19 protein-coding genes are annotated in these 21967 nt (G+C 60.7%); all 19 read right to left on the minus strand.

From position 1 onward, the window contains the following. Nucleotides 1-2 precede the first annotated feature (2 nt). A complete protein-coding gene (fliG, locus tag AC3WKX_RS02015; RefSeq protein WP_003214577.1) occupies nucleotides 3-1022 on the minus strand; it encodes a flagellar motor switch protein FliG in 1020 nt (339 codons plus the stop codon). Next, nucleotides 1015-2790: a flagellar basal-body MS-ring/collar protein FliF gene (gene fliF, locus AC3WKX_RS02020; RefSeq protein WP_008434839.1), complete on the minus strand. Its 1776-nt coding sequence runs from the start codon at nucleotides 2788-2790 to the stop codon at nucleotides 1015-1017. The genes fliG and fliF overlap by 8 nt, the downstream gene beginning before the upstream one ends. A gap of 14 nt (nucleotides 2791-2804) precedes the next feature. Beyond that, on the minus strand, nucleotides 2805-3137 hold the full coding sequence (fliE, locus tag AC3WKX_RS02025; RefSeq protein WP_003214581.1) for a flagellar hook-basal body complex protein FliE: 333 nt from the start codon (nucleotides 3135-3137) through the stop codon (nucleotides 2805-2807). Nucleotides 3138-3266: 129 nt separating this feature from the next. Continuing rightward, nucleotides 3267-4649: a sigma-54-dependent transcriptional regulator gene (locus AC3WKX_RS02030; protein ID WP_102604684.1), complete on the minus strand. Its 1383-nt coding sequence runs from the start codon at nucleotides 4647-4649 to the stop codon at nucleotides 3267-3269. Between the two features lie 6 nt (nucleotides 4650-4655). Next, nucleotides 4656-5867 carry a sensor histidine kinase gene (locus tag AC3WKX_RS02035; protein WP_102604700.1) on the minus strand — a complete coding sequence of 404 codons (1212 nt, stop codon included), beginning with the start codon at nucleotides 5865-5867 and terminating at the stop codon, nucleotides 4656-4658. A gap of 110 nt (nucleotides 5868-5977) precedes the next feature. Continuing rightward, on the minus strand, nucleotides 5978-7453 hold the full coding sequence (locus AC3WKX_RS02040) for a sigma-54 dependent transcriptional regulator (RefSeq protein WP_003214588.1): 1476 nt from the start codon (nucleotides 7451-7453) through the stop codon (nucleotides 5978-5980). 171 nt (nucleotides 7454-7624) lie between these two features. Continuing rightward, the gene (gene fliT, locus AC3WKX_RS02045; protein ID WP_003214590.1) at nucleotides 7625-7921 is read right to left on the minus strand and encodes a flagellar protein FliT; all 297 of its coding nucleotides are present in this window, start codon (nucleotides 7919-7921) and stop codon (nucleotides 7625-7627) included. 24 nt (nucleotides 7922-7945) lie between these two features. Beyond that, nucleotides 7946-8341, minus strand: coding sequence for a flagellar export chaperone FliS (fliS, locus tag AC3WKX_RS02050; RefSeq protein WP_003214591.1), 396 nt, complete (start codon nucleotides 8339-8341; stop codon nucleotides 7946-7948). A 129-nt stretch (nucleotides 8342-8470) separates the two neighbouring features. Further along, nucleotides 8471-9850 carry a flagellar filament capping protein FliD gene (fliD, locus tag AC3WKX_RS02055; RefSeq protein WP_102604683.1) on the minus strand — a complete coding sequence of 460 codons (1380 nt, stop codon included), beginning with the start codon at nucleotides 9848-9850 and terminating at the stop codon, nucleotides 8471-8473. Nucleotides 9851-9930: 80 nt separating this feature from the next. Next, nucleotides 9931-10290, minus strand: a complete 360-nt coding sequence (locus AC3WKX_RS02060; RefSeq protein ID WP_008434852.1) for a flagellar protein FlaG — start codon at nucleotides 10288-10290, stop codon at nucleotides 9931-9933. A gap of 74 nt (nucleotides 10291-10364) precedes the next feature. Continuing rightward, the gene (locus tag AC3WKX_RS02065; protein ID WP_008434854.1) at nucleotides 10365-11822 is read right to left on the minus strand and encodes a flagellin N-terminal helical domain-containing protein; all 1458 of its coding nucleotides are present in this window, start codon (nucleotides 11820-11822) and stop codon (nucleotides 10365-10367) included. A gap of 266 nt (nucleotides 11823-12088) precedes the next feature. Continuing rightward, a complete protein-coding gene (locus AC3WKX_RS02070; protein WP_003214601.1) occupies nucleotides 12089-13018 on the minus strand; it encodes a ketoacyl-ACP synthase III in 930 nt (309 codons plus the stop codon). 303 nt (nucleotides 13019-13321) lie between these two features. Then, a complete protein-coding gene (locus tag AC3WKX_RS02075) occupies nucleotides 13322-14905 on the minus strand; it encodes a flagellar hook-associated protein 3 (RefSeq protein WP_003214602.1) in 1584 nt (527 codons plus the stop codon). Between the two features lie 14 nt (nucleotides 14906-14919). Then, nucleotides 14920-16956, minus strand: a complete 2037-nt coding sequence (gene flgK, locus AC3WKX_RS02080) for a flagellar hook-associated protein FlgK (RefSeq protein ID WP_102604682.1) — start codon at nucleotides 16954-16956, stop codon at nucleotides 14920-14922. Between the two features lie 10 nt (nucleotides 16957-16966). Next, nucleotides 16967-18229 (minus strand): flagellar assembly peptidoglycan hydrolase FlgJ, encoded by a 1263-nt coding sequence (gene flgJ / locus AC3WKX_RS02085; protein ID WP_102604681.1) that lies wholly within the window; start codon nucleotides 18227-18229, stop codon nucleotides 16967-16969. 4 nt (nucleotides 18230-18233) lie between these two features. Beyond that, on the minus strand, nucleotides 18234-19322 hold the full coding sequence (locus tag AC3WKX_RS02090; protein WP_032899355.1) for a flagellar basal body P-ring protein FlgI: 1089 nt from the start codon (nucleotides 19320-19322) through the stop codon (nucleotides 18234-18236). Between the two features lie 27 nt (nucleotides 19323-19349). Further along, entirely contained in the window at nucleotides 19350-20045 is a 696-nt protein-coding gene (flgH, locus tag AC3WKX_RS02095) for a flagellar basal body L-ring protein FlgH (protein ID WP_003214607.1), read from the minus strand. A 53-nt stretch (nucleotides 20046-20098) separates the two neighbouring features. Then, nucleotides 20099-20884, minus strand: coding sequence for a flagellar basal-body rod protein FlgG (flgG, locus tag AC3WKX_RS02100; protein WP_003214609.1), 786 nt, complete (start codon nucleotides 20882-20884; stop codon nucleotides 20099-20101). A 63-nt stretch (nucleotides 20885-20947) separates the two neighbouring features. Next, the gene (locus AC3WKX_RS02105; protein ID WP_003214611.1) at nucleotides 20948-21688 is read right to left on the minus strand and encodes a flagellar basal body rod protein FlgF; all 741 of its coding nucleotides are present in this window, start codon (nucleotides 21686-21688) and stop codon (nucleotides 20948-20950) included. Between the last annotated feature and the right edge of the window lie 279 nt (nucleotides 21689-21967).

Genomic DNA, 21967 nt, shown 5'->3' on the forward strand with positions numbered 1-21967 from the left:
CCTTAAATCATTTCTTCGCCGCCCTTCCCACCGAGAACGATTTCTCCGGCTTCGGCCATACGGCGGGCAATGGTGAGGATTTCCTTCTGTGCAGTTTCCACGTCGCTGACGCGCACCGGGCCCTTGGCCTCGAGGTCGTCGCGCAACAGTTCGGAAGCCCGCTTGGACATGTTCTTGAAGATCTTTTCCTTGACGCCCTCGTCGGAGCCCTTGAGCGCCAGCACCAGTACGTCGGAGGACACTTCCCGCAGCAACGCCTGGATGCCACGGTCGTCGACGTCGGAGAGGTTGTTGAACACGAACATGAGGTCTTCGATCTGCACCGACAGGCTGTCGTCGATCTCGCGGATCGAGTCCATCAACTGGCCTTCCACCGAGCTGTCGAGGAAGTTCATGATGTCGGCCGCACGCTTGATGCCGCCCAGGGTGGTGCGCGAAGCGTTGGAATTGCCCGAGAACTGCTTCTCGAGAATCGTGTTCAGTTCTTTCAGGGCCGCCGGCTGCACGGTGTTCAACGACGAGACGCGCAGGATGATATCCAGGCGCACCTTATGGTCGAAGTGGCCGAGCACTTCACCGGCCTGGTCGGGGTCGAGATACGCCACCACGATCGCCTGGATTTGCGGGTGTTCGTAGCGGATCACGTCGGCCACGGCCCGCGGTTCCATCCACTTCAGGCTGTCGAGGCCGCTGGTGTTGCCACCCAGCAGGATGCGGTCGATCAGGCCGTTGGCCTTGTCTTCGCCCAGGGCCGAGGTGAGCATCTTGCGAATGTAGCTGTCGGAGCCGACGCCCAGGCTGGTCTGGTCGCCGACGATCTCGACGAACTCGCTCATCACCTGCTCGACTTGCTCGCGGTGCACATTGCGCATTTGCGCCATGGCCACGCCGACACGCTGAACCTCTTTGGGCCCCATGTGGCGCAGCACTTGGGCGGCGTCGGTTTCTCCGAGGGACAGCAACAGCACGGCGGCTTTGTCGACCCGGGAGAGTTTGGCTACTGCAGCTCGGCTATCACTCATCTGCGTTAATCCACTCTTTCACGACCTGGGCCACACGACCCGGGTCTTCGGCCACCAGGCTCTTGATTGCGTTCAACTGAGCGTCATAACCCTCGCTCGGGCTAGGCAACAGAATGCTTTGCGGGCCACCGAGGCTCACGCGGTCGTTGGCCAGTTCGCCATCGAGGCCGCCCATGCCACCCAGCTCGACGTCGCCGCCGGCCAGGGCCAGTTGCTTCTTGCCGTGGCCGGTGATGTTGTTGAGCACCGGGCGCAGTACGCCGAACACCAGCAACAGGATGAACAACACCCCCAGCACTTGCTTGACGATGTCCCAGAACCAGGGCTGAGTATAGAACGCTGCCTCGGCGATGACTTCGCCACGCTCGGCGGAGAACGGCATGTTGATCACGCTGACGCTGTCGCCACGGCTGGCATCGAAGCCCACCGCATCCTGTACCAGGCGAGTGAAGCGCGCCAATTCATCGGCGCTCCATGGGGCGCGGGTGATGGCGCCGTCTGCGGCATTGACCTTGACCTGGTCATCCACCACCACCGACACCGACAGGCGATTGATCCGACCCTGTTGCTGCTTGGTGTGGCTGATGGAACGATCAAGCTCGAAGTTCTTGGTGGACTGGTTGCGCTTGTCGGCCGGGTACGGCGCGAGCATGGGCTGGCCGGTGGCCGGGTCCATGATCTGCTGGCCGTTGGCGTCCAACAGCGGCTGGCCAGGCTGCACCGCGCCTGCGGTAGCGGCAGCGCCACCGGTGGTTTGCGGGGCAGTGGCCGGGGTTGGTGGCTGGTTGCTCAGGGCACCCGGCACGCCTTGCGGGCCATTGCTGGCGGTACGTTGTTCGGTGGTCGATTGCTCGCTGCGCAGGGCCGGCTGGTCCGGGTTGAACTGCTCGGAGGTCGATTCGACGGCGCTGAAGTCGACGTCGGCCGACACTTCAGCCTTGTAGCGATCATTGCCCAACACCGGTTGCAGGATGTTGTGCACACGCTGGGTCAGCATGCTTTCCATGCGACGGCTGTAGTCGAACTGCTTGCCGGCCATGGTCAGCGAGGAGTTCTCCGCAAGGTCCGACAGCAGGTTGCCCTTCTGGTCGACTACGGTGATCTGCGACTTGCTCAATTCAGGAACGCTGGTGGCCACCAGGTTGATGATCGCCAATACCTGGCCAGGCTCAAGGGAGCGGCCGGCAAAGAGTTCGACCAGGACCGAGGCGCTAGGCTTGCGTTCATCGCGCACAAATACCGAGCTTTTCGGAATCGCCAGGTGCACGCGGGCGCCCTTGACGTTGTTCAGGGCGGAGATGGTGCGCGCCAGTTCGCCTTCCAGGCCGCGACGGTAGCGGGTGGCTTCCATGAACTGGCTGGTCCCCAGGCCCTGGTCCTTGTCGAGGATTTCAAAGCCGATATTCGCGTCGGACGGGGTTACGCCGGCAGCCGCCAGCTTCATCCGCGCACGGGCCACATCGTCGGCCTTGACCAACAGGGCGCCGGAATTCGGTTCGACGGTGTAGCTGATGTCTGCCGCCGCCAGGGTTTCCATGATCTGCTTGGAATCCATGCCGGCCAGGCTGCCGTACAACGGACGGTAATCCGGTTGCTGGGACCACAGCACCACGGCAAAACCAATCGCCACGCTGGCAGCCAGGCCGACCATCAGGCCCACCTGACGCAACATGGTCATCTCGGAGAGGTTTTCCAGGAACGACAGGCCAAACAGCGGCGGCTTGCCGTCTGCCTTGGCGGGTGCGTTATCCACGAGTGCTTCTGCCATGACTCAAATCGTCCTTAAACCGGCATCTGCATGATGTCTTGATAGGCTTGAACCAGCTTGTTGCGCACCTGGGTCAAGGCCTGGAATGAAACGCTGGCTTTTTGCGAGGCGACCATCACGTCGGTGAGGTCCACGCCGCTCTTGCCGATCTCGAAGGCGGTCGCCAACTGATTGGATGCCTGCTGGGTGTCGCTGACTTTGTTGATGGCCTGGCCGAGCATGTCGGCAAAGCTGCTCTGGCCCAATTCCGGTACGGCTTGCGCGGCGGATTTCGGTTGAGCCATGGCATCCATTTGCATGGACCGCATATCCAACATCAACCGATTGAACTCAACACCTTGGCTCATGAACTTTCTCTCCGACGACCCGCAATTTTTTGACACTACACAGCGATTACAGGGGTGGTAGCAACAAGGGTGCCAGCTCCGTGGCATTCTGTAAGAAAAGGCGACTGGCCCTGTCGGCTTTGAGAATTTTCAGGTGGCGTAGAGATAGGCTTCCACGTCCATCCCGGCGTCACGCATCTGCGCCAGCTTGTAGCGCAGGGTGCGCGGGCTGATGCCCAGGCGCTCGGCGGCTTCTTTGCGGCGCCCGCGCTCGGAGCGCAGGGTGTCGATGATCATCTGGAATTCCCGGCGACGCAGGTCGTCGCCCAGGGCGCCGGCGGATTCGGCAGGCACGGCTTCGACCTGTGGCGCGGCAGCCAGGCTCGGCTGCGGGGCTGCGCCCGCGCCCATGGCCAGGCAGAAATCCTGGGGCTGGATCAGCCCGCCCTGCTGCAAAATCAACGCACGCTGGATCGCATTGTCCAGTTCCCGCACGTTGCCGGGCCACGGGTAGCTGATCAGGCAGGCCTGGGCCTCGGCCGACAGGCGCGCCTGGGCATGCTTCATTTTATTGACGTGCTTGCCCAGCAGGCGCTCGGCCAGCGGGATGATGTCGGCCGGGCGCTCGCGCAACGGGCGCCAGGCCAACGGGAACACCGAGAGACGGTAGAACAGGTCCTCACGGAAACGCCCCGCCGCCACTTCGCCCGCCAGGTCGCGGTTGGTGGTAGCAACCACACGGATGTCCAGCTGGATCGGCTTGCGTGCGCCCACCCGCTCCACTTCGCGCTCCTGCAATACCCGCAGCAACTTGGCTTGCAGGCCAAGGGGCATTTCGGAGATTTCGTCGAGCAGGATGGTGCCGCCGTCGGCCTGTTCGAACTTGCCGGCCTGCGCCGCGATGGCGCCGGTGAACGAGCCCTTCTCATGGCCGAACAAGGTGGCTTCGAGCATGTTGTCGGGGATGGCCGCGCAGTTGATCGCAATGAACGGCTGGCTGGCACGATGGGATTGCTGGTGGATGTAGCGCGCCAGTACTTCCTTGCCGGTACCGGACTCGCCGGAGATCAGCACGGTGGAATCGCTGCGGGCAACACGGGCCGCCAGTTCCAGCAATTGCGCGCTGGCCGGTTCGAAGGCAATCGGACCTTCACCCTCGGCAGCGCCCAGGGTGCCAAGGGCATGCCGGGCGACCAGTTCGATCAAGGCTTTGGGTTCGAAGGGCTTGACCAGGTAATCCGCTGCGCCCTGACGCATGGCGTCGACGGCACGCTCGACGGCGCCGTGGGCGGTCATCAGCAGCACCGGCAGTTGCGGCTGGCGCGCACGCAACAGGCCGAGCAACTGGTGTCCGTCCATGCCCGGCATGTTGACGTCGCTGACCACCAGGCTGAAGGACTCCTGCTCCACCGCTTCCAAGGCTTCTTCGGCAGAACCGACCGCCCGATAGTCATGGCCCGCCAGCAACAGCGTGTCAGCCAATGCTTCACGCAGGGCGCGATCGTCTTCAACCAATAAAACCTTGATAGCCATGACCTTTTACTCCGCGCTGACGGCGCATGAAAACAGCGGCAGCGTGATCAACGCGCACGTGCCACGACCCAACCGGGAATGCAGCTGCAATTCTCCCTGATGTGCACGGGCGACTGCCTTGACCACGGTCAGGCCCAGGCCGGTCCCGTTGGTCTTGGTGGTAAAAAAAGGCTCGCCGAGGCGCTGCAGCACTGCCGGGTCAATCCCGCTGCCGCTGTCGCTGATGCTCAGGCGCAGGGTCTCGCCACGGTTGTACAGGTGCACCTTGAGCCGCGCCCCGGGGCCGCTGGCCTGGGTCGCGTTTTCGATCAGGTTGAGCAGCGCGCCCACCAGGGTGTCGCGGTTGCACAGCAACTCGCCGTAATGGCTGTCGCACTGCCAACGGACTGACGCTTCCTGGATATGAGTGGCGGCCGCCGCTTGCAGGGACTGCATCAAGGCGGCCGGGGTGACGCGGTCGGTCAGCGGCAATTCGCCGCGGGCAAACACCAGCATGTCGCGCACCTGATGCTCCAGTTCGTGCAGGCGCTCCTTGAGGCGGCCGGCAAAACGCTGGTGGGTGGCGGCGGGCAATTGCTCATCAGTCAAATGACTGGCGTAAATCAGCGCGGCCGACAATGGCGTACGAATCTGGTGGGCCAGGGAAGCGACCATTCGCCCCAAAGACGACAGGCGCTCATGGCGGGCCAACTGGTCTTGCAGGTGCCGGGTTTCAGTCAGGTCGTTGAGCAACACCAACTGGCCGGGCTCGGCATCCAGGGAACGCGTGGCGATGGACAGGCGGCGCCCATCCTTGAGGGAGATTTCGTGGCCGTCGTCTTCCCGCGGGGCAAAGCAGCGGGTGATGACCTCGCGCCACAGCTCGCCTTCCAGCGGCAGGCCAAGCATGTTGCAGGCCGCCGGGTTGGCTTCGCGCACACGGCCCTGCTCGTCGATGACGATCACGCCACCGGGCAACAGGTCGAGGAGGTTTTGCAGACGGTTGGCCAGTCGCTCTTTCTCGGCCAGCTCTTCCATGCGCTGGGCACTGACCACGGCCAACTCGCCTTTAAGCTCGGAAACCCGGGCTTCCAACAGGCTGTAGGAGTCAGTCAACTGGCTCGACATCTGGTTGAACAGGGAAAAAGCCTGTTCAAGCCCGAGGCGGCTGATCTGCTCTACGGAGGGGGCCGGCCCCTGAGTGTCAGGGACCGAAGATAGTTGGGCGGCGTGGGGCATCATGCTCTCTCGCTTGGCTGACCGTCAGTTAAACGGAACGTTGCGAGTGCTGTAGCAATACCCGTGCCTAAAAAAATAGGCTTAGTTTTCAGTCAGTTGAAAAACAGGCGTCAATCATCCGCCTGTTCATCACCTTCCTTGCGACTCATGCCGTACTTGCGCATCTTCTCCACCAGGGTGGTACGACGGATGCGCAGGCGCTCGGCGGCACGGGCGACGATACCGTTGGCGTCGTCGAGTGCCTGCTGGATCAGGCCTTGTTCGAGGCTGCCGAGGTAGTCCTTCAAGTCCAGGCCTTCCGGCGGCAGCATGGCGGTGGAGCCGAAGTCCGGTGTGTGGCCGTTGATGGCCACGCGCTCTTCCAGGTCGCTGCGCAGGCTGTCCACCAATTGCTCGTCTTCGTCGTCGACGTAGCGGAATTTCTTCGGCAGCTCGACCACGCCGATCACCCCGTACGGGTGCATGATCGCCATGCGCTCCACCAGGTTGGCCAGCTCGCGGACGTTGCCCGGCCAGCCGTGGCGACACAGGGACATGATCGCCGCCGAGTTGAAGCGAATCGAACCGCGCTTTTCGTGTTCCATGCGCGAGATCAGTTCGTTCATCAGCAGCGGGATGTCTTCGACGCGCTCGCGCAGGGGCGCCATTTCGATCGGGAATACGTTGAGGCGGTAGTACAGGTCTTCGCGGAAGCTGCCGACCTCGATCATGCTTTCGAGGTTCTTGTGGGTGGCCGCGATGATGCGTACGTCGACGCTCTGGGTCTTGTTGCTGCCCACGCGCTCGAAGGTGCGCTCCTGCAATACCCGCAGCAGCTTGACCTGCATCGGCAGCGGCATGTCGCCGATTTCGTCGAGGAACAGGGTGCCGCCGTTGGCCAGTTCAAAACGCCCGGCACGGCTGGTGATCGCCCCGGTAAAGGCGCCCTTCTCGTGGCCGAACAGTTCGCTTTCCAGCAGTTCTGCCGGGATCGCCCCGCAGTTGACCGGCACGAACGGCCCGTCACGACGCTTGGAATGGTAGTGCAGGTTGCGTGCGACCACTTCCTTGCCGGTGCCCGACTCGCCAAGGATCAGCACACTGGCGTCGGTGTCGGCTACTTGCTGCATCATCTGGCGCACGTGCTGGATCGCACGACTGGTGCCGACGAGGCTGCGGAACAGGTTGGGTTCGCGGTGACGGCCGCGCTCGCGGGCCTGGTCGTACATCTCGCGGTAGACCTGGGCACGGTGCAGGGAGTCGAGCAATTTGCTGTAGCTGGGGGGCATTTCGAGGGTGGAAAGCACGCGGCGGCGCTGGTCTTCCGGAAGGTCCACGGAAGAAATATCGCCCATCAGCAACACCGGAAGGAACTCATCCCAGGTCGACAGTGTCTTTAACAAGCCCAGAACTGCACCAGGAGCGTTTACCGTCCCGATCAGCACACAAATGACTTCGCGGCTCGACGACAAAGAGCTGACCGCCTGCTGCCAGTCGTGGCTGCCACAGGGTAGATTTTCTTCGCCAAGAAAATTCAGGATCACCGCCAGATCGCGGCGCCGAACGCTATCGTCATCGATCAGCAGAATTTTGGTTTCACGCCACATGCAATAGCAACTTCCCTAGTAAAACTCTAATGCCCTCGAGTTGGGGCAATCTAGATTGCTGTAGGCATTTTCTGCGCTACGGCTTTCTGACGTCTGAAAATAGCACTAGTTAAGTCAAAAAATCGTGCACAGTCAAATTTATGACGCGCGGTGTTCGGATTAACTGAGCCTTCAGCCGAACATATGGTAAACCTTTGACGCATGTTTAGCTCGGTTGAACTGCGACATCTCTTCGAAAATAGCCTGTCGCTCCCCTGTCGTCGCCTCAAGCAACTGCTGGTAGACCGAAAGCAAGTCTTCCAGTTTTGCCCGAATGGCTGCCTCATCCGCCGATTCCTCGTTGAGCGCAGCATCGATCAACGCGCGGCAGCCCAAATCCAGTTCGCCGATCGCCCCCCAGTTGCGTTCAGCCAACGCCTCGGACAGCGCCTCACGGGTCTCGTCGATTTTTTGCAATGCTTGGCTCATGACATCGTCCTCAGGCCTTACGGCCTACTGTACCTCTGTGGCAATACCATCCCAGCCTTCCTTGAGCGTAATCATCAGGCCTGCGACCTCATCGATCATCGCAGCGTCATTCTGACGGTTGGCTTCCAGCAGACGCATGGTCATGAAGGCATACAGGTTATCCAACTGCTGCAGTGCAATCGGGTCCGGGGTCTTCTCGGGGTTCAGGCCGTCACGCAACCCGACGAGGATGTCCACCGCCTTGCCCAGCATCAACCCCTTCTGCGCGATATCACCGCGAGCCATCGCACCCTTGGCCTGCGCCATACGATCCAGTGCGCCTTCCATCAGCAACTGCACCAGGCGGTGCGGGCTGGCTTCGGAGATCTGGGCGTGGGTGTTGACCTTCTGGTATTGGCGAAGGGCTCTCATGGGATTCATGTTTCTACCTCGTGACAGGCGACAACTAAAAGGGTGGACGCTGATTATTATGTCGACGGCGTTACACAAAACTTTAGCCCGCCTGGCGCTTTGACACAGCGCCTTCGGCGGGCTTTATCCATCCGCCAATCAGGTGGACTTCGGATTGTTCAGCGAGTTGAGCGTGGTCATGACGCTGTCGCCTTGAGCCTTGAGCTGGGCAACCAGGGAGTCCATGGCGTTGTATTTAAGGGTCAGGGATGCCGTCAGGGCATCAGAACGCGTGTTCAAGGCGGTCTGCTGGTTGGTCAGGTCCCTGAGGTTATCCTGCAGGGTCGCGGACTTTTCGGCGAACACCCCGGTCTTGCTCAGCGCAAAGTTGGCGGTGGCATTCGTCAGGCTTGCCAGCAGCCCGTTGGGGCCAATGAAGATGCTGTTGATGTCGGAGCCGTTTGTGAGGGCCGCCTTGTCAAACGCCACATCACTGACGCTCAGGGTGCCCGCTGTCTGGTCCGTGGTCACGCCAAACTGCGCCAGGGATGAAAACGAGCCGCTACCGGTCACCGAGTTCATCACGTTGCGGATCGACGCCATCATGCTGCGCACCGAACTGTCCCCGGTCAACGGGCCTGGCGTGACGGAACCGTCGGCATTGGTGGTGACCTGAGTTTCGGCATTCACAGCCTTGACCAACGCACTGTAGGTATCTGTGAAGCCCTTGACTGCCGACTTCAGGGTTGCGCTGTTCGCAGAGACTTTGATCGTCGAAGGGGCATCGGTCCCCGAAACCCCCGTCAAGGTAATGCTCACACCACTGATTGCGTCGGGCAGGGTATTACTCGTGGACTCTTGAGGGCTGCCATCAAGGTTATATATGGCGTTCTGCGGCGCCGAGCCCACAACCGTCGCACCCGTATCCAGGCCCGAGGAACCCTTGAAGGTGATGTCGCTACCGACACCGGTCGTCGACGATGTGACCACCAACCGCGAACCGTTGGAGTCAGTCAGGATGTTGGCACTCAAGCCCGCGTTGCCGTACTGCGAGTTGAGCGAATCGCGCACCTGCTGCAGGGTTCCGCCCGGTGGCACACTGACGCTGTAATTCTTGCCGGACTGGGAGACCGTAAACACCGTCGCCGAGACCCCAGAATTGACAACGGCCGTCGGCCCGCCAGGAATTACTGCGGTGGAGACCTTTGACGCCGTGGCCAATTGGGTGACACCCAGCGTAAAGTTGCCGGCGGCGGCACCTGGGCCCAACGTGACCGTCGCGAGCTTGTCGTTCGACAGCGTCGAACTCAAGCCGCTGAAGTTAACAGTCTTGGTCATGGTGTCCAGCGCGCCCCGGAACGCGTCCAGAGCCGCCTGGATCTTGCCGATTGAGGTCAGTTGCGCAGTGGATGTTTTGGTCTGGCTGTCGATCTGCGCTTGCTTGGGTGCGGTTTGCGACCCCACCAACGACTTCACAAGACCTTGAACGTCGATGCCCGTACCCGGGCCGTTGACCGTTAGACCTGCTACGACTGTCATCGTCTTTCTCCTAATCCGGGGCTGATGCTTTATTGACGAATCACGCTCTAGGCAGTTTTCGCAACAAAGTTCATGCCAGTTTAGACCTTGGCGTCAAACAGCAAGCTGCTGGCGTCATGAAGGCTCTGGGCGAGTTTCAGGGCCAATTCCGAAGGAATCTGGCGAATGACCTCACCGCTTTCGGTCGCAATGACCTTGACCACAACCTGGTGGGTGGAGTCATCAATGGAAAAATCCAGTTTGCGCTGGGCAGCCTGGATGAATTCGTTTATGTCGTTGACCGCTTTTTTCAAGTCGGTGTGGCTCGATGGCTGCTGGGCATCTTTCGCGCCAGCAACGGCGTCCACCTTGGGCTTCTGCGGATCGGCACTGACAGGAGCGGGTGCACTCTGTGGCGCTGCCGCAGGGTAAGACAGGTTCAGTTTGACGCTCATGTCCATGACCAATCACCTCATTAGACAAAAGACAAAAGGGCACGTAAACGCGCCCTTCCGTCAGTTACCAAGTGCCGTTATTACTGAAGCAGCTTCAGTACAGCGGATGGCAGTTGGTTCGCCTGGGACAGGATCGCAGTCGAAGCCTGTTGCAGAGTTTGTTGCTTGGTCAGCTGAGCAGTTTCAGCGGCGAAGTCAACGTCCTGGATCACGCCACGGGCAGCGGTGGAGTTATCCGAGATGCTCTGCAGGTTGGCGATGGTGTTGTCGAAACGGTTTTGTACCGCACCGAGGTCAGCACGCTGGGAGTCGATGGTGGACAGTGCTTGGGTCAGCACGTCTACAGCCTTCTGTGCGTTGTCAGCAGTGGTCACGTCGGTATTGCTGACGACGACTTGCGCCGAGTTGACAGCGGTAGCAGCTGCAGCACCGAACACACCGGTAACGCCGTTGCCAGCCAGCGAGTAGCTGGAGCTGGAGTTCAACGAAACTTGGCCGGTAGCGGTCAGGTTGGTTGCGGCCAGGTTGGTCACGGTAGCATTGAACTTACCGTCGCCGCCTTTAGTGGCAATGCCGATAGTTTGGGCACCGGTGTCAGCATTGGCGAAGGTGAAGTTCTCACCCGAGTCGGATTTGATCGACAGGGCGCCGGTCGACTGGTTGAAGTTAACGCTGATACCCAGTTTGGCAGCGTTGGAGTTCAGTTGACCCGCCAGGTCGGCAGCGCTGGTGATACCCACGAACGAAACAGTAGAGGCAGTAGGACCGCTGCCGACTGTAAGGTCGAACTTACCGCTAGGAGTGGCCGCAGGAAAGCCACCAGCAGGAAGCGTGAACTGAAGCTCAGTGCTAGCAGTGGCCGCCAGACCGCCTACTGCGCCATTAAGCTGGGCAGCAATTTGCTTGGCCGACGCGCCTTGAGCGATGGTCAGAGCGTTCGACACCTGACCACCACCGGTCACAGTGATAGTGCCGCCCGCAACACCGTTAAGGCTTGGCGTCTGAGCGTTGGACAGCAGTTGCTGCGAACCGATGTTACTGGCCGCTACGTTACCCAGACTCATGTTGATGGTCTGGTTGGCGTTCGCGCCTACTTGGAAAGCGGTAGTACCGAAAGAACCGTCCAGCAGGTTACGGCCACCGAAGGTAGTGGTCGATGCGATACGGGTCAATTCCGAACTCAGAGCCGCGTACTGAGCCTGGTTCGACTTACGGTCGTCAGCGCTGAGGGAGCCGTTAGCGGACGACAGAGCCAGGGAACGCATGGTCTGCAGGATGTTGGTGGATTGCTGCATCGCGCCTTCAGCAGTTTGCGCGATGGAGTTACCGTCACCGGCGTTCTTGATGGCAACGCCCAGGCCATTGATCTGGCTGGTCAGACGACCAGCGATTTGCAGGCCGGCCGCATCGTCTTTGGCGCTGTTGATACGCAGGCCGGAGGACAGGCGCTGCATGGAAGTTTGCAGTGCGCTGGAAGCCTTGTTCAGGTTGTTCTGAACGGTCAACGAAGCAAGGTTGGTGTTTACTGTTAATGCCATGACGAAATCCTCGTGGGTGGTGTACTGCGGCTTCCGGCCCTGGCAACCGCCGGGTGTGGCCTAGAGAACCTTCGTAATAGTTATCGTCGTGAAAGCAGGTTGCTTGAGGACTTTTTTGATTTTTTTTACTGGCGCCGTGCCACCCCTTTTAATTCAAGCATTTACGATAGCCCAAACCCCAGCAATTGTTGGCTTTCTGGCGCCAAATAAAAAACGCCCAGGATCTTTCGATCATGGGCGTTTTTTTGTGCAGCGCCTTTAAGTCGTCAAGGGCGGTGCAAAATCGCCGAACCCCAGGACAGCCCCACACCAAAACCACTGATGGCGACGCGCTTCCAGGTGGAGTCGAGCATGTGCTTTTCCAGCAGCAGCGGAATGCTCGAGGACACGGTGTTGCCGGTCTCGACCATGTCCTTGATGAACTTGTCCACCGGCGCGTCTTCGAAACGTCGGGCCACGGCGTCGACAATCGCCGCACTGCCCTGGTGGATGCAGAACGCATCGATCTCGTCAGCCTTAAGGTCCGATTCGTTGAGCAGCTCGTGCAAATGCGCCGGCACCTTGAGCAAGGCGAAGTTGAACACCTGGCGGCCGTTCATGAAGAACACGCCATCGCTGACCTTCAAGTGCGGCGCACCGGAACCGTCAGTGCCGAACTTGGACTTGCCCAACTGCCACGGCGCGTCTTCACCCATCCAGGTGGCGGTAGCGGCATCGCCGAACAGCATGGTGGTGTTGCGGTCTTCCGGGTCGACGATCTTCGAGTACGGATCGGCGGTCACCAGCAGGCCATTCTTCAGGCCGGTAGCCTCCATGAAGCCCTTCATCGCATAGATGCCGTAGACGTAGCCCGAGCAGCCCAGGGAAATATCGAACGCCGCCACGTGCGTCGGCAGGCCCAGCTTGTCCTGGACGATGGCGGCGGTGTGAGGCAAGCCCTCTTCGTCGCCGTTCTGGGTAACGACGATCAGCGCATCGATGGACTCGCGCTTCAAATCGGGGTTGTTGGCAAACAAGGCGTTGACCGCCTCGACGCACAGATCGGAGGTTTCCTGCGCGGCATCCTTGCGCGGCAGGAACGCCGAACCGATCTTGCCAATGATGAATTCTTCATCCTTGGCGAATTTGGCACCCTGGGCGTAGTTATCAATCCCGTCTGCCGGCACGTAACTGGCGATGCTTTTTATGCCAATCATTGTGGCTTCCCAATACTAAATAGCTGGAGAACACCCCGCGAGACACGTCGCCGGGTGCTGACAATAATGGGGATGACCCCGCAAAAAACTCGCCGAAAACCGCCTTTTTACCCTGGCGGCAGGCCCTCGCAGAGACCTGGCGACGACCTATCCTTTTCACACGATACAGTGAAGATGCGCTTTATGACTCACAGGTCACTCAATTTTCTGCGCTTTGTGCGAAACACGGGGACATACAAACGCCAAAAACCACAACGGCCCACCCCGTTTCCAGGGTGAGCCGCCGGTTTGCAGCTGCGGACATCACATTTTGTTGAACAGGCTCAACTGAGAGATTTTCACAAAGGCCAACTGAGAGGCCTGCAACATGGTTTGCTGAAGCTGCAGGTTGATCGCCGCCTGACCCATGTCAACGTTGCCCAAGGAACTCATGGTGTTGGTATTGGCAGTCCCCAGGCTGGTGTTTTCATCTGTTTGAAGATCCAGGGCATTCTGGCGAGCACCAATGGAGCCGCGCACCTGGTCAATCTGTGAACTGGCGTTGTTCAGGTTGCCGATGGTTTTGGCCACCACATCCTTGAGGTTGTTCTGCGCGACCAGGTTGCCGTCAGCCGGCGTTTCCAGGGCTTTGCGCAATTGGCTCAACGTGTCCAGGGCGTTTTCGTTCTTGTTGCTGACGGCGCTGACCGCAAACTGGTCGCCCGCCCCTGGCGCACCACTGATGTCGAACGTCACGCCGGCCGCGTTGATCGAGGTGGCACCGGCAGCCATGGTGCCGGTCGCGATGGTCTTGCTGTTCGGACTGTAGGGCTGCGCATACACCTCATACGTGGTGCCGCTGGTGAATTTGATCACCGCACCGGTATCAGGGAAGGTGCTGGCGTAGGCCGCCTGATCCGTCACCTGGCCACCGGTCACTTGTGCAGTCGACGCGTTGCCTGGCGAACGCGAAGCACTGAAGGTGTCCGGCTTGGATTGCAGGGTGAACGCCTTGCCCGCCACCAGTGCGTCGGAGTCAGCGCCGGGCGCAACGTCCGCGCCGAGCGTCAGGCTGATATCGAACTTGACGCCGCGCAGGTTGACGCTGGATGCGCCCTCTTTGGTCGCGTCGAAAGTGCCGTTGCCGGGAATCTCCGAGGTAACGTCGTTGCCGTCCTTGTCGGTCACGGAATACTGCGTGCTGCTGCTGAAGGTCAGCTTGTAGGGCTGGCCGTCGGTAAAACTCTTGGTGTAGGTGACACCGGAGGTCACCGTGCCCGCCGATACCGCGACCTTGCCGTCATTGACCGCAGGCGGCAACAACGTAGCCTGGGTGCGACCGGTGTTGGTCGAACTTTCCATCATCGACTTACCGGTGTCGCCCCCCGCCATCGACAGATTGTCCGAGATCTGCAAGCTCAGCGGCGTCTCGTCACCCTGATACGTGTAGGTGCCGTCGTTATTGCGGATGTAAGGCGGCGTGTCGGTTTTCGACCCGGAAAACATGTAGTTGCCGTTGGCATCCTTGGAGTTGAGCAAGCCCAGCACCTGGTCCTCAAGCGCGCCCACTTCGCTGGCGATGGATTTACGATCGTCATCGCTCAGGGACTGGTTGGCCGCACGCAGCGCCAGTTCATTACCGCGCTGCAAGGCGGTGTTGATGCTCTTTAACACCGATTCTTCGTTGGTCAGCGAGTTCTGCAGGGTGTTGATGTTGCCGTTGAACTGGCCAAGCATGTCTTTCTGTTGCTGCAATTGCAGCAAGCGCGCGGCGGCGACCGGGTCATCGGAGGCGGTCTGCACCCGGATACCGCTGCTCGCCTGGTCCTGGGCTTTCACCACACCGGAATAGTTCGTCTGGTACTTGCTGGCGCTGGTGTCGAAATACTGCTGTGTAGAAATACGCATCGTCCCAGACTCCTTTAAAGGGCATTAATCAGTGTGCTGAAAGTTTCTTGCGCAGCCTTGATGATCTGCGACGACGCGGTGTAGTACTGCTGGAACTTGATCATGTCACCCGCCTCTTCATCCAGGTTGACCTGGGACACCGAGTTGCTGGCCGCCTTGTTCGCTGCCAACAGCGCACCCGTCGCGGTGGAGTCGGTAGCGGCCTGGCTGGCTTTTGAGCCCACCTGCGACACGAGTCGGGCGTTGGCGCTGACCAGGCTCACACCCGGGCTGCCGTCGCTGGCGCCTACGGTGGCCTTGGTCTGCAAGTCCAGCAATTGCTGGGCGTTGCGGTTGTCGGAGGTGCCCGAAGCGTTGAACGAGAAAGTCGTGCTGTCACCATTGGCAGGCGAGCCGCCGACCGTGGTGTCGAAGTTGAAGCTTTTGCCCGGGATCAACGCACCGGAGGCATCGCGCATCGGTACGTTGATGCTGATCTTGTTGCCCTGGCCCGGGATGATGGTGCCACTACCGATCGGATTGCCTTGCGCGTCGCTCACCGTATACGACTGGGTGCCGTCGGCGGCCGGCTTGCCAAAGAGCATTTTTACCGGCATGGAGTTTTCGATGCCGGCGCGCAACTGGGCGGTATCAGCGCCGCCATGAATATCCAGCGGCACAGTCAGCTGAGGCGGTGTGAACGTACCGGTGCCGGTGTTGGTCTTGCTTGCGTTCCCCGCCAAGGGGCCCGCGAAGGCGAGCTTGTTGACGTCCTTCAGGTCGACACCGATGCCCGTGGCCCCGTTGGCCGTGGGGCTGACCTTGAAGCTGTCACCGGCAGCCATGGGCCCTTTGCCGTCCAGTGCCAGGGTAAAGCCATCAATCACCGGCGGCGGCGTGGTGGTGGTGTCGAACGAACCCATGGCCTTGCCGTCCGAGCGGACGACGTTGTACTGGTTACCACTGGTAAACGTGACTTTGTAGTCGTAGGTCGTCAGCTGGCTGCTGTCCTTGATCGTGACATTCAGGTTGCCAGACCCCGCGCTGTTGCCGGCGGCCCCTTGGCTACGCTGGGAAATCGCCGCCGCGCTGTTGATATCGGTGAACAGCGACGAACCGAATTCGCCGTTGAGGTCCAGGCCCTGGCCCAACTGGTTGTTGATCGTGTCTGCCGTGGCAATCGCGATGCGCCCCAGATCATTGATGGCCGGCATCAGCACGTCACTGCGATAGCGCAGCAAGCCACCGATACTGCCGCCGGTGACCACATTGCCAAGGTCAATGGACGAGTCGCCCATCGAGAGCTGGATGGTGTACTGGCTATTGTCGGTGCTACTCGGTACCGCAGAGATATTATTGGATATCCCGCCTTCCACCAGCGACTGCCCCGTACCGGTCGTAATACTGAACTGTCCGTTTTTTTCCGTGGCCGTAACGCCGATCAGCTCGTTGAGCGAGCGCACCGCTTCGTCACGCGAGTCCAGCAGGTTGGCCGGCGCACTGCTGGAAGTCCCCTGGGCCTGGGCAATCTGCTTGTTGAGCGAGGCGATCGAGGACGTCAGCTTGTTGACCTGGTCCGTCATGGTGCTCAACTGGCTGTTGATCGTTTGTTTCTGCTGGTTCAACTGGCCGGAAATGGAGTTGAAGCGGTTGCTCAGGGTCTGGGCGCTGGTCAGCAGCAATTGGCGCGCGGACACGTCGCCCGGGGTGGCAGAAGCCGTCTGCGCCGCCGCGAAAAAGGCACTGAGCACCGAAGACATGCCGGTGTTGGAATCCGACAAGGTCTTGTCGATGGCACTGGCCTGGTCCAGGTAGGCGTTGGCATCGCTGTCGAGTGCCGTGCTGTTCTGGTAAGCCGTGGTGAGAAACTGGTTGTACACCCGACGCACGTCCGCCAGGGTCGTACCGGTGCCGATAAATACGCCGCCGTAGGCGTTCGACGCATTCGCGGTCTGAGCGCTCTGTTGACGCGAGTATCCCGGGGTGTTGACGTTGGCGATGTTGTTACTTAAGACCGACAACGATCCCTGGGCGGCATTGAGCCCCGACATCCCGATATTGAGCAAACTCATGATTCAGACCTTATAAATGAGTGGAAGCGCCCGCGGCAGCGTAGTTCTGGTAGCTGTTCATCGTTTTTGCGATCTGCGAAATCTTGCTGGCGTAATCCGGGTCGGTTGCATAACCGGCTTTTTGCAACTCGCGCACAAACTGTTCCGGGTTGTCGGCTGATTTCACAACTTCTTTATAGCGATCATTGCTTTGCAGCAACGTCACCAGGTCATGGAAGCTATCCTGGTAGGAATTGTAGGAACGGAACTGCGCCGTCTCCTTGACCATCGCGCCATCGCGAAACTCGCTGGTGATCGCCCGGGCCTGTTCGCCCTGCCAACTCTGGCCGGCCTTGATACCGAACAGGTTGTGGCTGCTGGTGCCATCCTCGGCACGCATCACCGATTTACCCCAACCGGTTTCCAGGGCGGCCTGGGCCACCAGGTAGCGTGGGTCGACGCCAATCCGCGCGGCGGCCTGCTTGGCCATCGGCAACATGGTGGCGACAAATTCATCCTGCGAGCTGAAGGCTTTCTTCGCCGGTGCCAGCGGTGGCTGGGCGACGGCGCGGCCGTAAACCTGCATCTGCCCGCGAGGCGGTATGGCGGCAAGGCTGCGGGCGGTGCTGTTGACCACGCCATCATCGGCAGCGCTGTTGCGCAGCGGCGCGGCCTTGGCGGCAGTGGTAGCCTCGGCACCCGGCACGATGCCGGCCAGCAGGCGATCCGTCAGCTTGCTCGGCAACGAGATGCGTCGCTGGTTCATCAGCGCCATGTCGTTGGCGTGGGAGTTGGTGCCTTCAGGCACCGCCACGCGGTACGCCCACAATGGCCGCTGACCATTGCTGCGGCCCAGCGGGCCATCGGCCTTGGTACCGGCGGCAATTTCAGTCGGCACATCCACCTTCTTCGCGGGCGCAGCCGGGCCTTGCAGGGTGGCCGCCTGGGCGTCCACCGGTTTGTTCTTTTGCATCTGGCGCAGCAGCACGTCCGCCAGGCCGATACCGCCGCCCTCGCGAGACAGGGAAACCGCCAACTGCTGGTCGTACATTTCCTGGTACTGCTTGGCCGCCGGGGTATTCAGCGGGTTGTCCTTGCCCAGGGCTTCGGTGGCCGAACGCATGGACTTGAGCATCTCGCCGAGAAACAGCGACTCAAATTCCTGCGCGACCTTGCGCATGTTGCCGTCGCTGTTCTTGTCGCCGACCTTCAACTGGTTAAGCCGGTTGAGGTCGGAATAGGAACCCGAATCCGCCGTGCTGGTCAGGCCGCTCTTGCGCATGTCCATGGCCATGGCGTCAGATCACGATCAGGTCGGCTTGCAAGGCGCCGGCCTGTTTCAATGCTTCGAGGATCGCCATCAAGTCGCCGGGCGCTGCGCCCACCTGGTTCACCGCACGGACAATCTCGTCCAGGGTGGTGCCGGGGCCGAACTTGAACATCGGCTTGGCTTCTTGCTGGGCATTCACCCGCGAACGGGGTACCACGGCAGTCTGGCCGTTGGACAACGGGCCAGGCTGGCTGACGATCGGGTCTTCGGTGATGGTCACGGTCAGGCTGCCGTGGGTCACGGCCGCTGGCGAAACCTTGACGTTCTGGCCGATCACGATGGTGCCGGTCCGCGAGTTGATGATGACTTTCGCCACCGCCTGGCCCGGGTCAACCTCAAGGTTTTCCAGCAGAGACAGGTAGTCCACACGCTGGCTTGGGTCCAGCGGTGCCGTCACACGAACCGAGCCGCCATCGATGGCCTGGGCCACGCCCGGGCCGAGCAGCTCATTGATCTTGTCGACCACGCGCTTGGCGGTGGTGAAGTCAGAGCGGTTGAGGTTCAGGGTCAGGCTGTTGCCCTGGTTGAAGCCGCTGGGCACGGTGCGCTCCACCGAGGCACCACCGGGAATCCGCCCGGCCGACGGCACGTTGACGGTGATCTTCGAACCGTCGCGGCCTTCGGCATCAAAGCCACCCACCACCAGGTTGCCCTGGGCAATGGCGTAGACGTTGCCGTCGATACCTTTTAGCGGCGTCATCAGCAAGGTGCCGCCGCGCAGGCTTTTCGAGTTACCCATGGACGAGACGGTGATATCGACCACCTGCCCCGGCTTGGCGAACGGCGGCAAGTCAGCGCTGATGGACACCGCCGCGACGTTCTTCAACTGCACGTTGCCCGAGCCCGGCGGTACCTTGATGCCGAACTGCGAGAGCATGTTGTTGAAGGTCTGCAGGGTGAACGGGGTCTGGGTGGTCTGGTCACCGGTGCCGTTAAGCCCCACCACCAGGCCGTAGCCGATCAGCTGGTTGGACCGCACGCCGGAAATGCTCGCGATGTCTTTCAAGCGCTCGGCCTGGGCGCCTGCGCTCAGGGCCAGCAGCAACATCGCAGCCATCAGCTGTTTGAAGTTCAAAGTGATCACCTAGAAAGGGAACAGCGGGCTAAGGAAGAAACGGTCAAACCAGCCCGGCTGACTGGCGTCAGCAAACGAACCCGTACCCGAGTAGGTGATGCGTGCATCGGCAATCCGTGTCGACGGCACGGTGTTGTCGGTGGAGATATCGTCGGCGCGAACCATGCCCGCAATGCGCACCAGTTCGTCACCGGTGTTGAGGGTCATCCACTTCTCGCCGCGTACGGCGATGATGCCGTTGGGCAGCACGTCGGCCACGGTCACGGTGATCGAACCGGTCAGGCTGTTGCCCTGCCCTGCCGCACTCTTGCCGTTGGTGGCACGGTCGCCGCTGTAGCCGGCGTCCAGGCTCAGGTCACCGCTGCCCAGCGGGTTGTTGGTGTTCGGTACACCGCCAAACAATGAAGTCAGGCCGATGCTGGTCTTGCTGGTCTTGCCGATCTGCGAGTTGGCGTTCTTGCTCGCCTGGGTCTTCTCGTTCAGCGTGATGGTGATGATGTCACCGACCCGGAAGGCCTTGCGGTCGCTGTACAGGTTCTGTTCGAACCCGGCCTGGTAGATCGAGCCATTGTTGGCGGCCGCCGGCAACGGCGTGCGCGGCAACACCGGCGCATAGTACGGGTCATTGGGCTTAGGCGTCGGGGCGACACAGCCCGCGAGCACAGCAATCCCACTCAATGCCAGAACAGAAACATAGCGATTCATGACCCATACCTCACGGTGTTGCAGGCGCCTTCAAGGGCGCCCCATAGACTTGATTACAGATTCTGCGTTACGAACGAAAGCATCTGGTCGGCGGTGGAAATCACCTTGGAGTTCATCTCGTAGGCGCGCTGAGTGGTGATCATGTTGACCATCTCTTCAACGGTGCTGACGTTGGACGTTTCCAGGGTGCTTTGCAGGGTGGTACCAAAACCGTTGAGGCCCGGGGTGCCGATTTGCGGCGCGCCGCTGGACGCGGTTTCCAGGAACAGGTTGTTACCGATCGCCTGCAGGCCGGCTGGGTTGATGAAGTCGGCGGTTTGCAGGTTGCCGATCACCTGGGACGCCGGGTTGCCGGCCACGGTGATCGACACGGTGCCGTCGTTGCCGACGGTGAAGGTCTGGGCGTTGTTCGGCACGACAATCGCCGGCTCCAGCGCGAAGCCATTGGCGGTCACGACCTGGCCGTTGGAGTCCAGGTGGAACGTACCGTCACGGGTGTAGGTGGTGGTGCCGTCCGGCTGCAGGATCTGGAAGAAACCCTTGCCGTTGACTGCCAGGTCGAGTGGCTGGCCGGTCTGCTGCAGGTTACCGGCGCTGAAGTTCTTCTGGGTGCCAACGATTGCCACACCGGTACCCAGTTGCAGGCCCGACGGCAATTCGCTGTCCTGGGTCGACTGGGCGCCAGGCTGCTTCTTGATCTGATAGAGCAAGTCCTGGAACTCGGCGCGGTCACGTTTGAAACCCGTGGTCGACACGTTGGCCAGGTTGTTGGAAATGGTGGTCAGGTTGGTGTCCTGGGCGGACAGGCCTGTCTTGGCAACGTATAGAGCCGGAAGCATGTTCTTCTCCTTCGTGCGCCTGTTTTATGGCGCCGCGCTACAAAAATTAGTGTGTGGCTGCTATCAGCTCATCGCCAGGACGCGGGTCATGGCCTGGTCGTCTTCTTTGGCGCTGTTCATCATCTTGATGTGCAATTCGAACTGCTTGGACAGGGCCAGGACTGCCGTCATTTCTTCGACGGCGTTCACGTTGCTCGCCTGCAGGAAGCCCGACGTCAGCTTGACGTTGGCATCGGCCTGGGCCGGCTGGCCATCCTTGGTGTGGATGGTACCGTCGAGGCCCTTGGTCATGTTCTTGAGGTCGGGCTGCACCAGCTTGATCCGGTCCACTTCAGCCATCACCCGCGGGCCTTCGCCCATGGCGCGGATGCTGATGGTGCCGTCCTGGCCGACTTCGATCTGCTGCTGGGGCGGCACGGCAATCGGGCCGCCGTTGCCCATGATCGGCATACCGTTGCCGGCCCGCAGCACGCCCAGCGCATCGACGTTCATGCTGGCGCTGCGCACGTAGGACTCACCGCCATCCGGGTTTTGCACGGCCATCCAGCCATCACCGCTGACGGCCACATCGAGGTCACGGCCGGTTTCAATCATCGCGCCAGGGGAAAAGTCCGTGCCTGGGCGCTCGGTCAAGGCAAAGGCCCGCGCCGGAAAGCTGTCACCGAACACCGGCATCGAGCGCGCCTGTTCCAGGTCACGCTGGAAACCATTGGTGGAAACGTTCGCCAAGTTGTTGGCGTGGGCCTTCTGCGCCAGTGCATTCTGGCTGGCGCCGGTCATTGCCACGTAAAGGTACTTATCCACGCTCTTTCCTCTTTCTGACGGACGCTTGCCGCCCACCGCTGTACTGATGAGGCTTAAGCAATTTGCGAACCAACTTTTTGAAATGAGGAAAAGTCCAGGCGGGGCGGGGGTTTGCCGGCAGGTGGCAGCTGAGGGCAGCAGGAAGAGAGTCGAAAAAACGGCGGACTTATGCCGCTAACGGCAAGTGCAGGTATCAAGACCGACAAAGATCAACTGTAGGAGCTGGCTTGCCTGCGATGGCGGTGTATCAGCTACCACTTGTTTTGCTGACCCGCCGCT

Source organism: Pseudomonas sp. GP01-A4, from assembly GCF_058780865.1.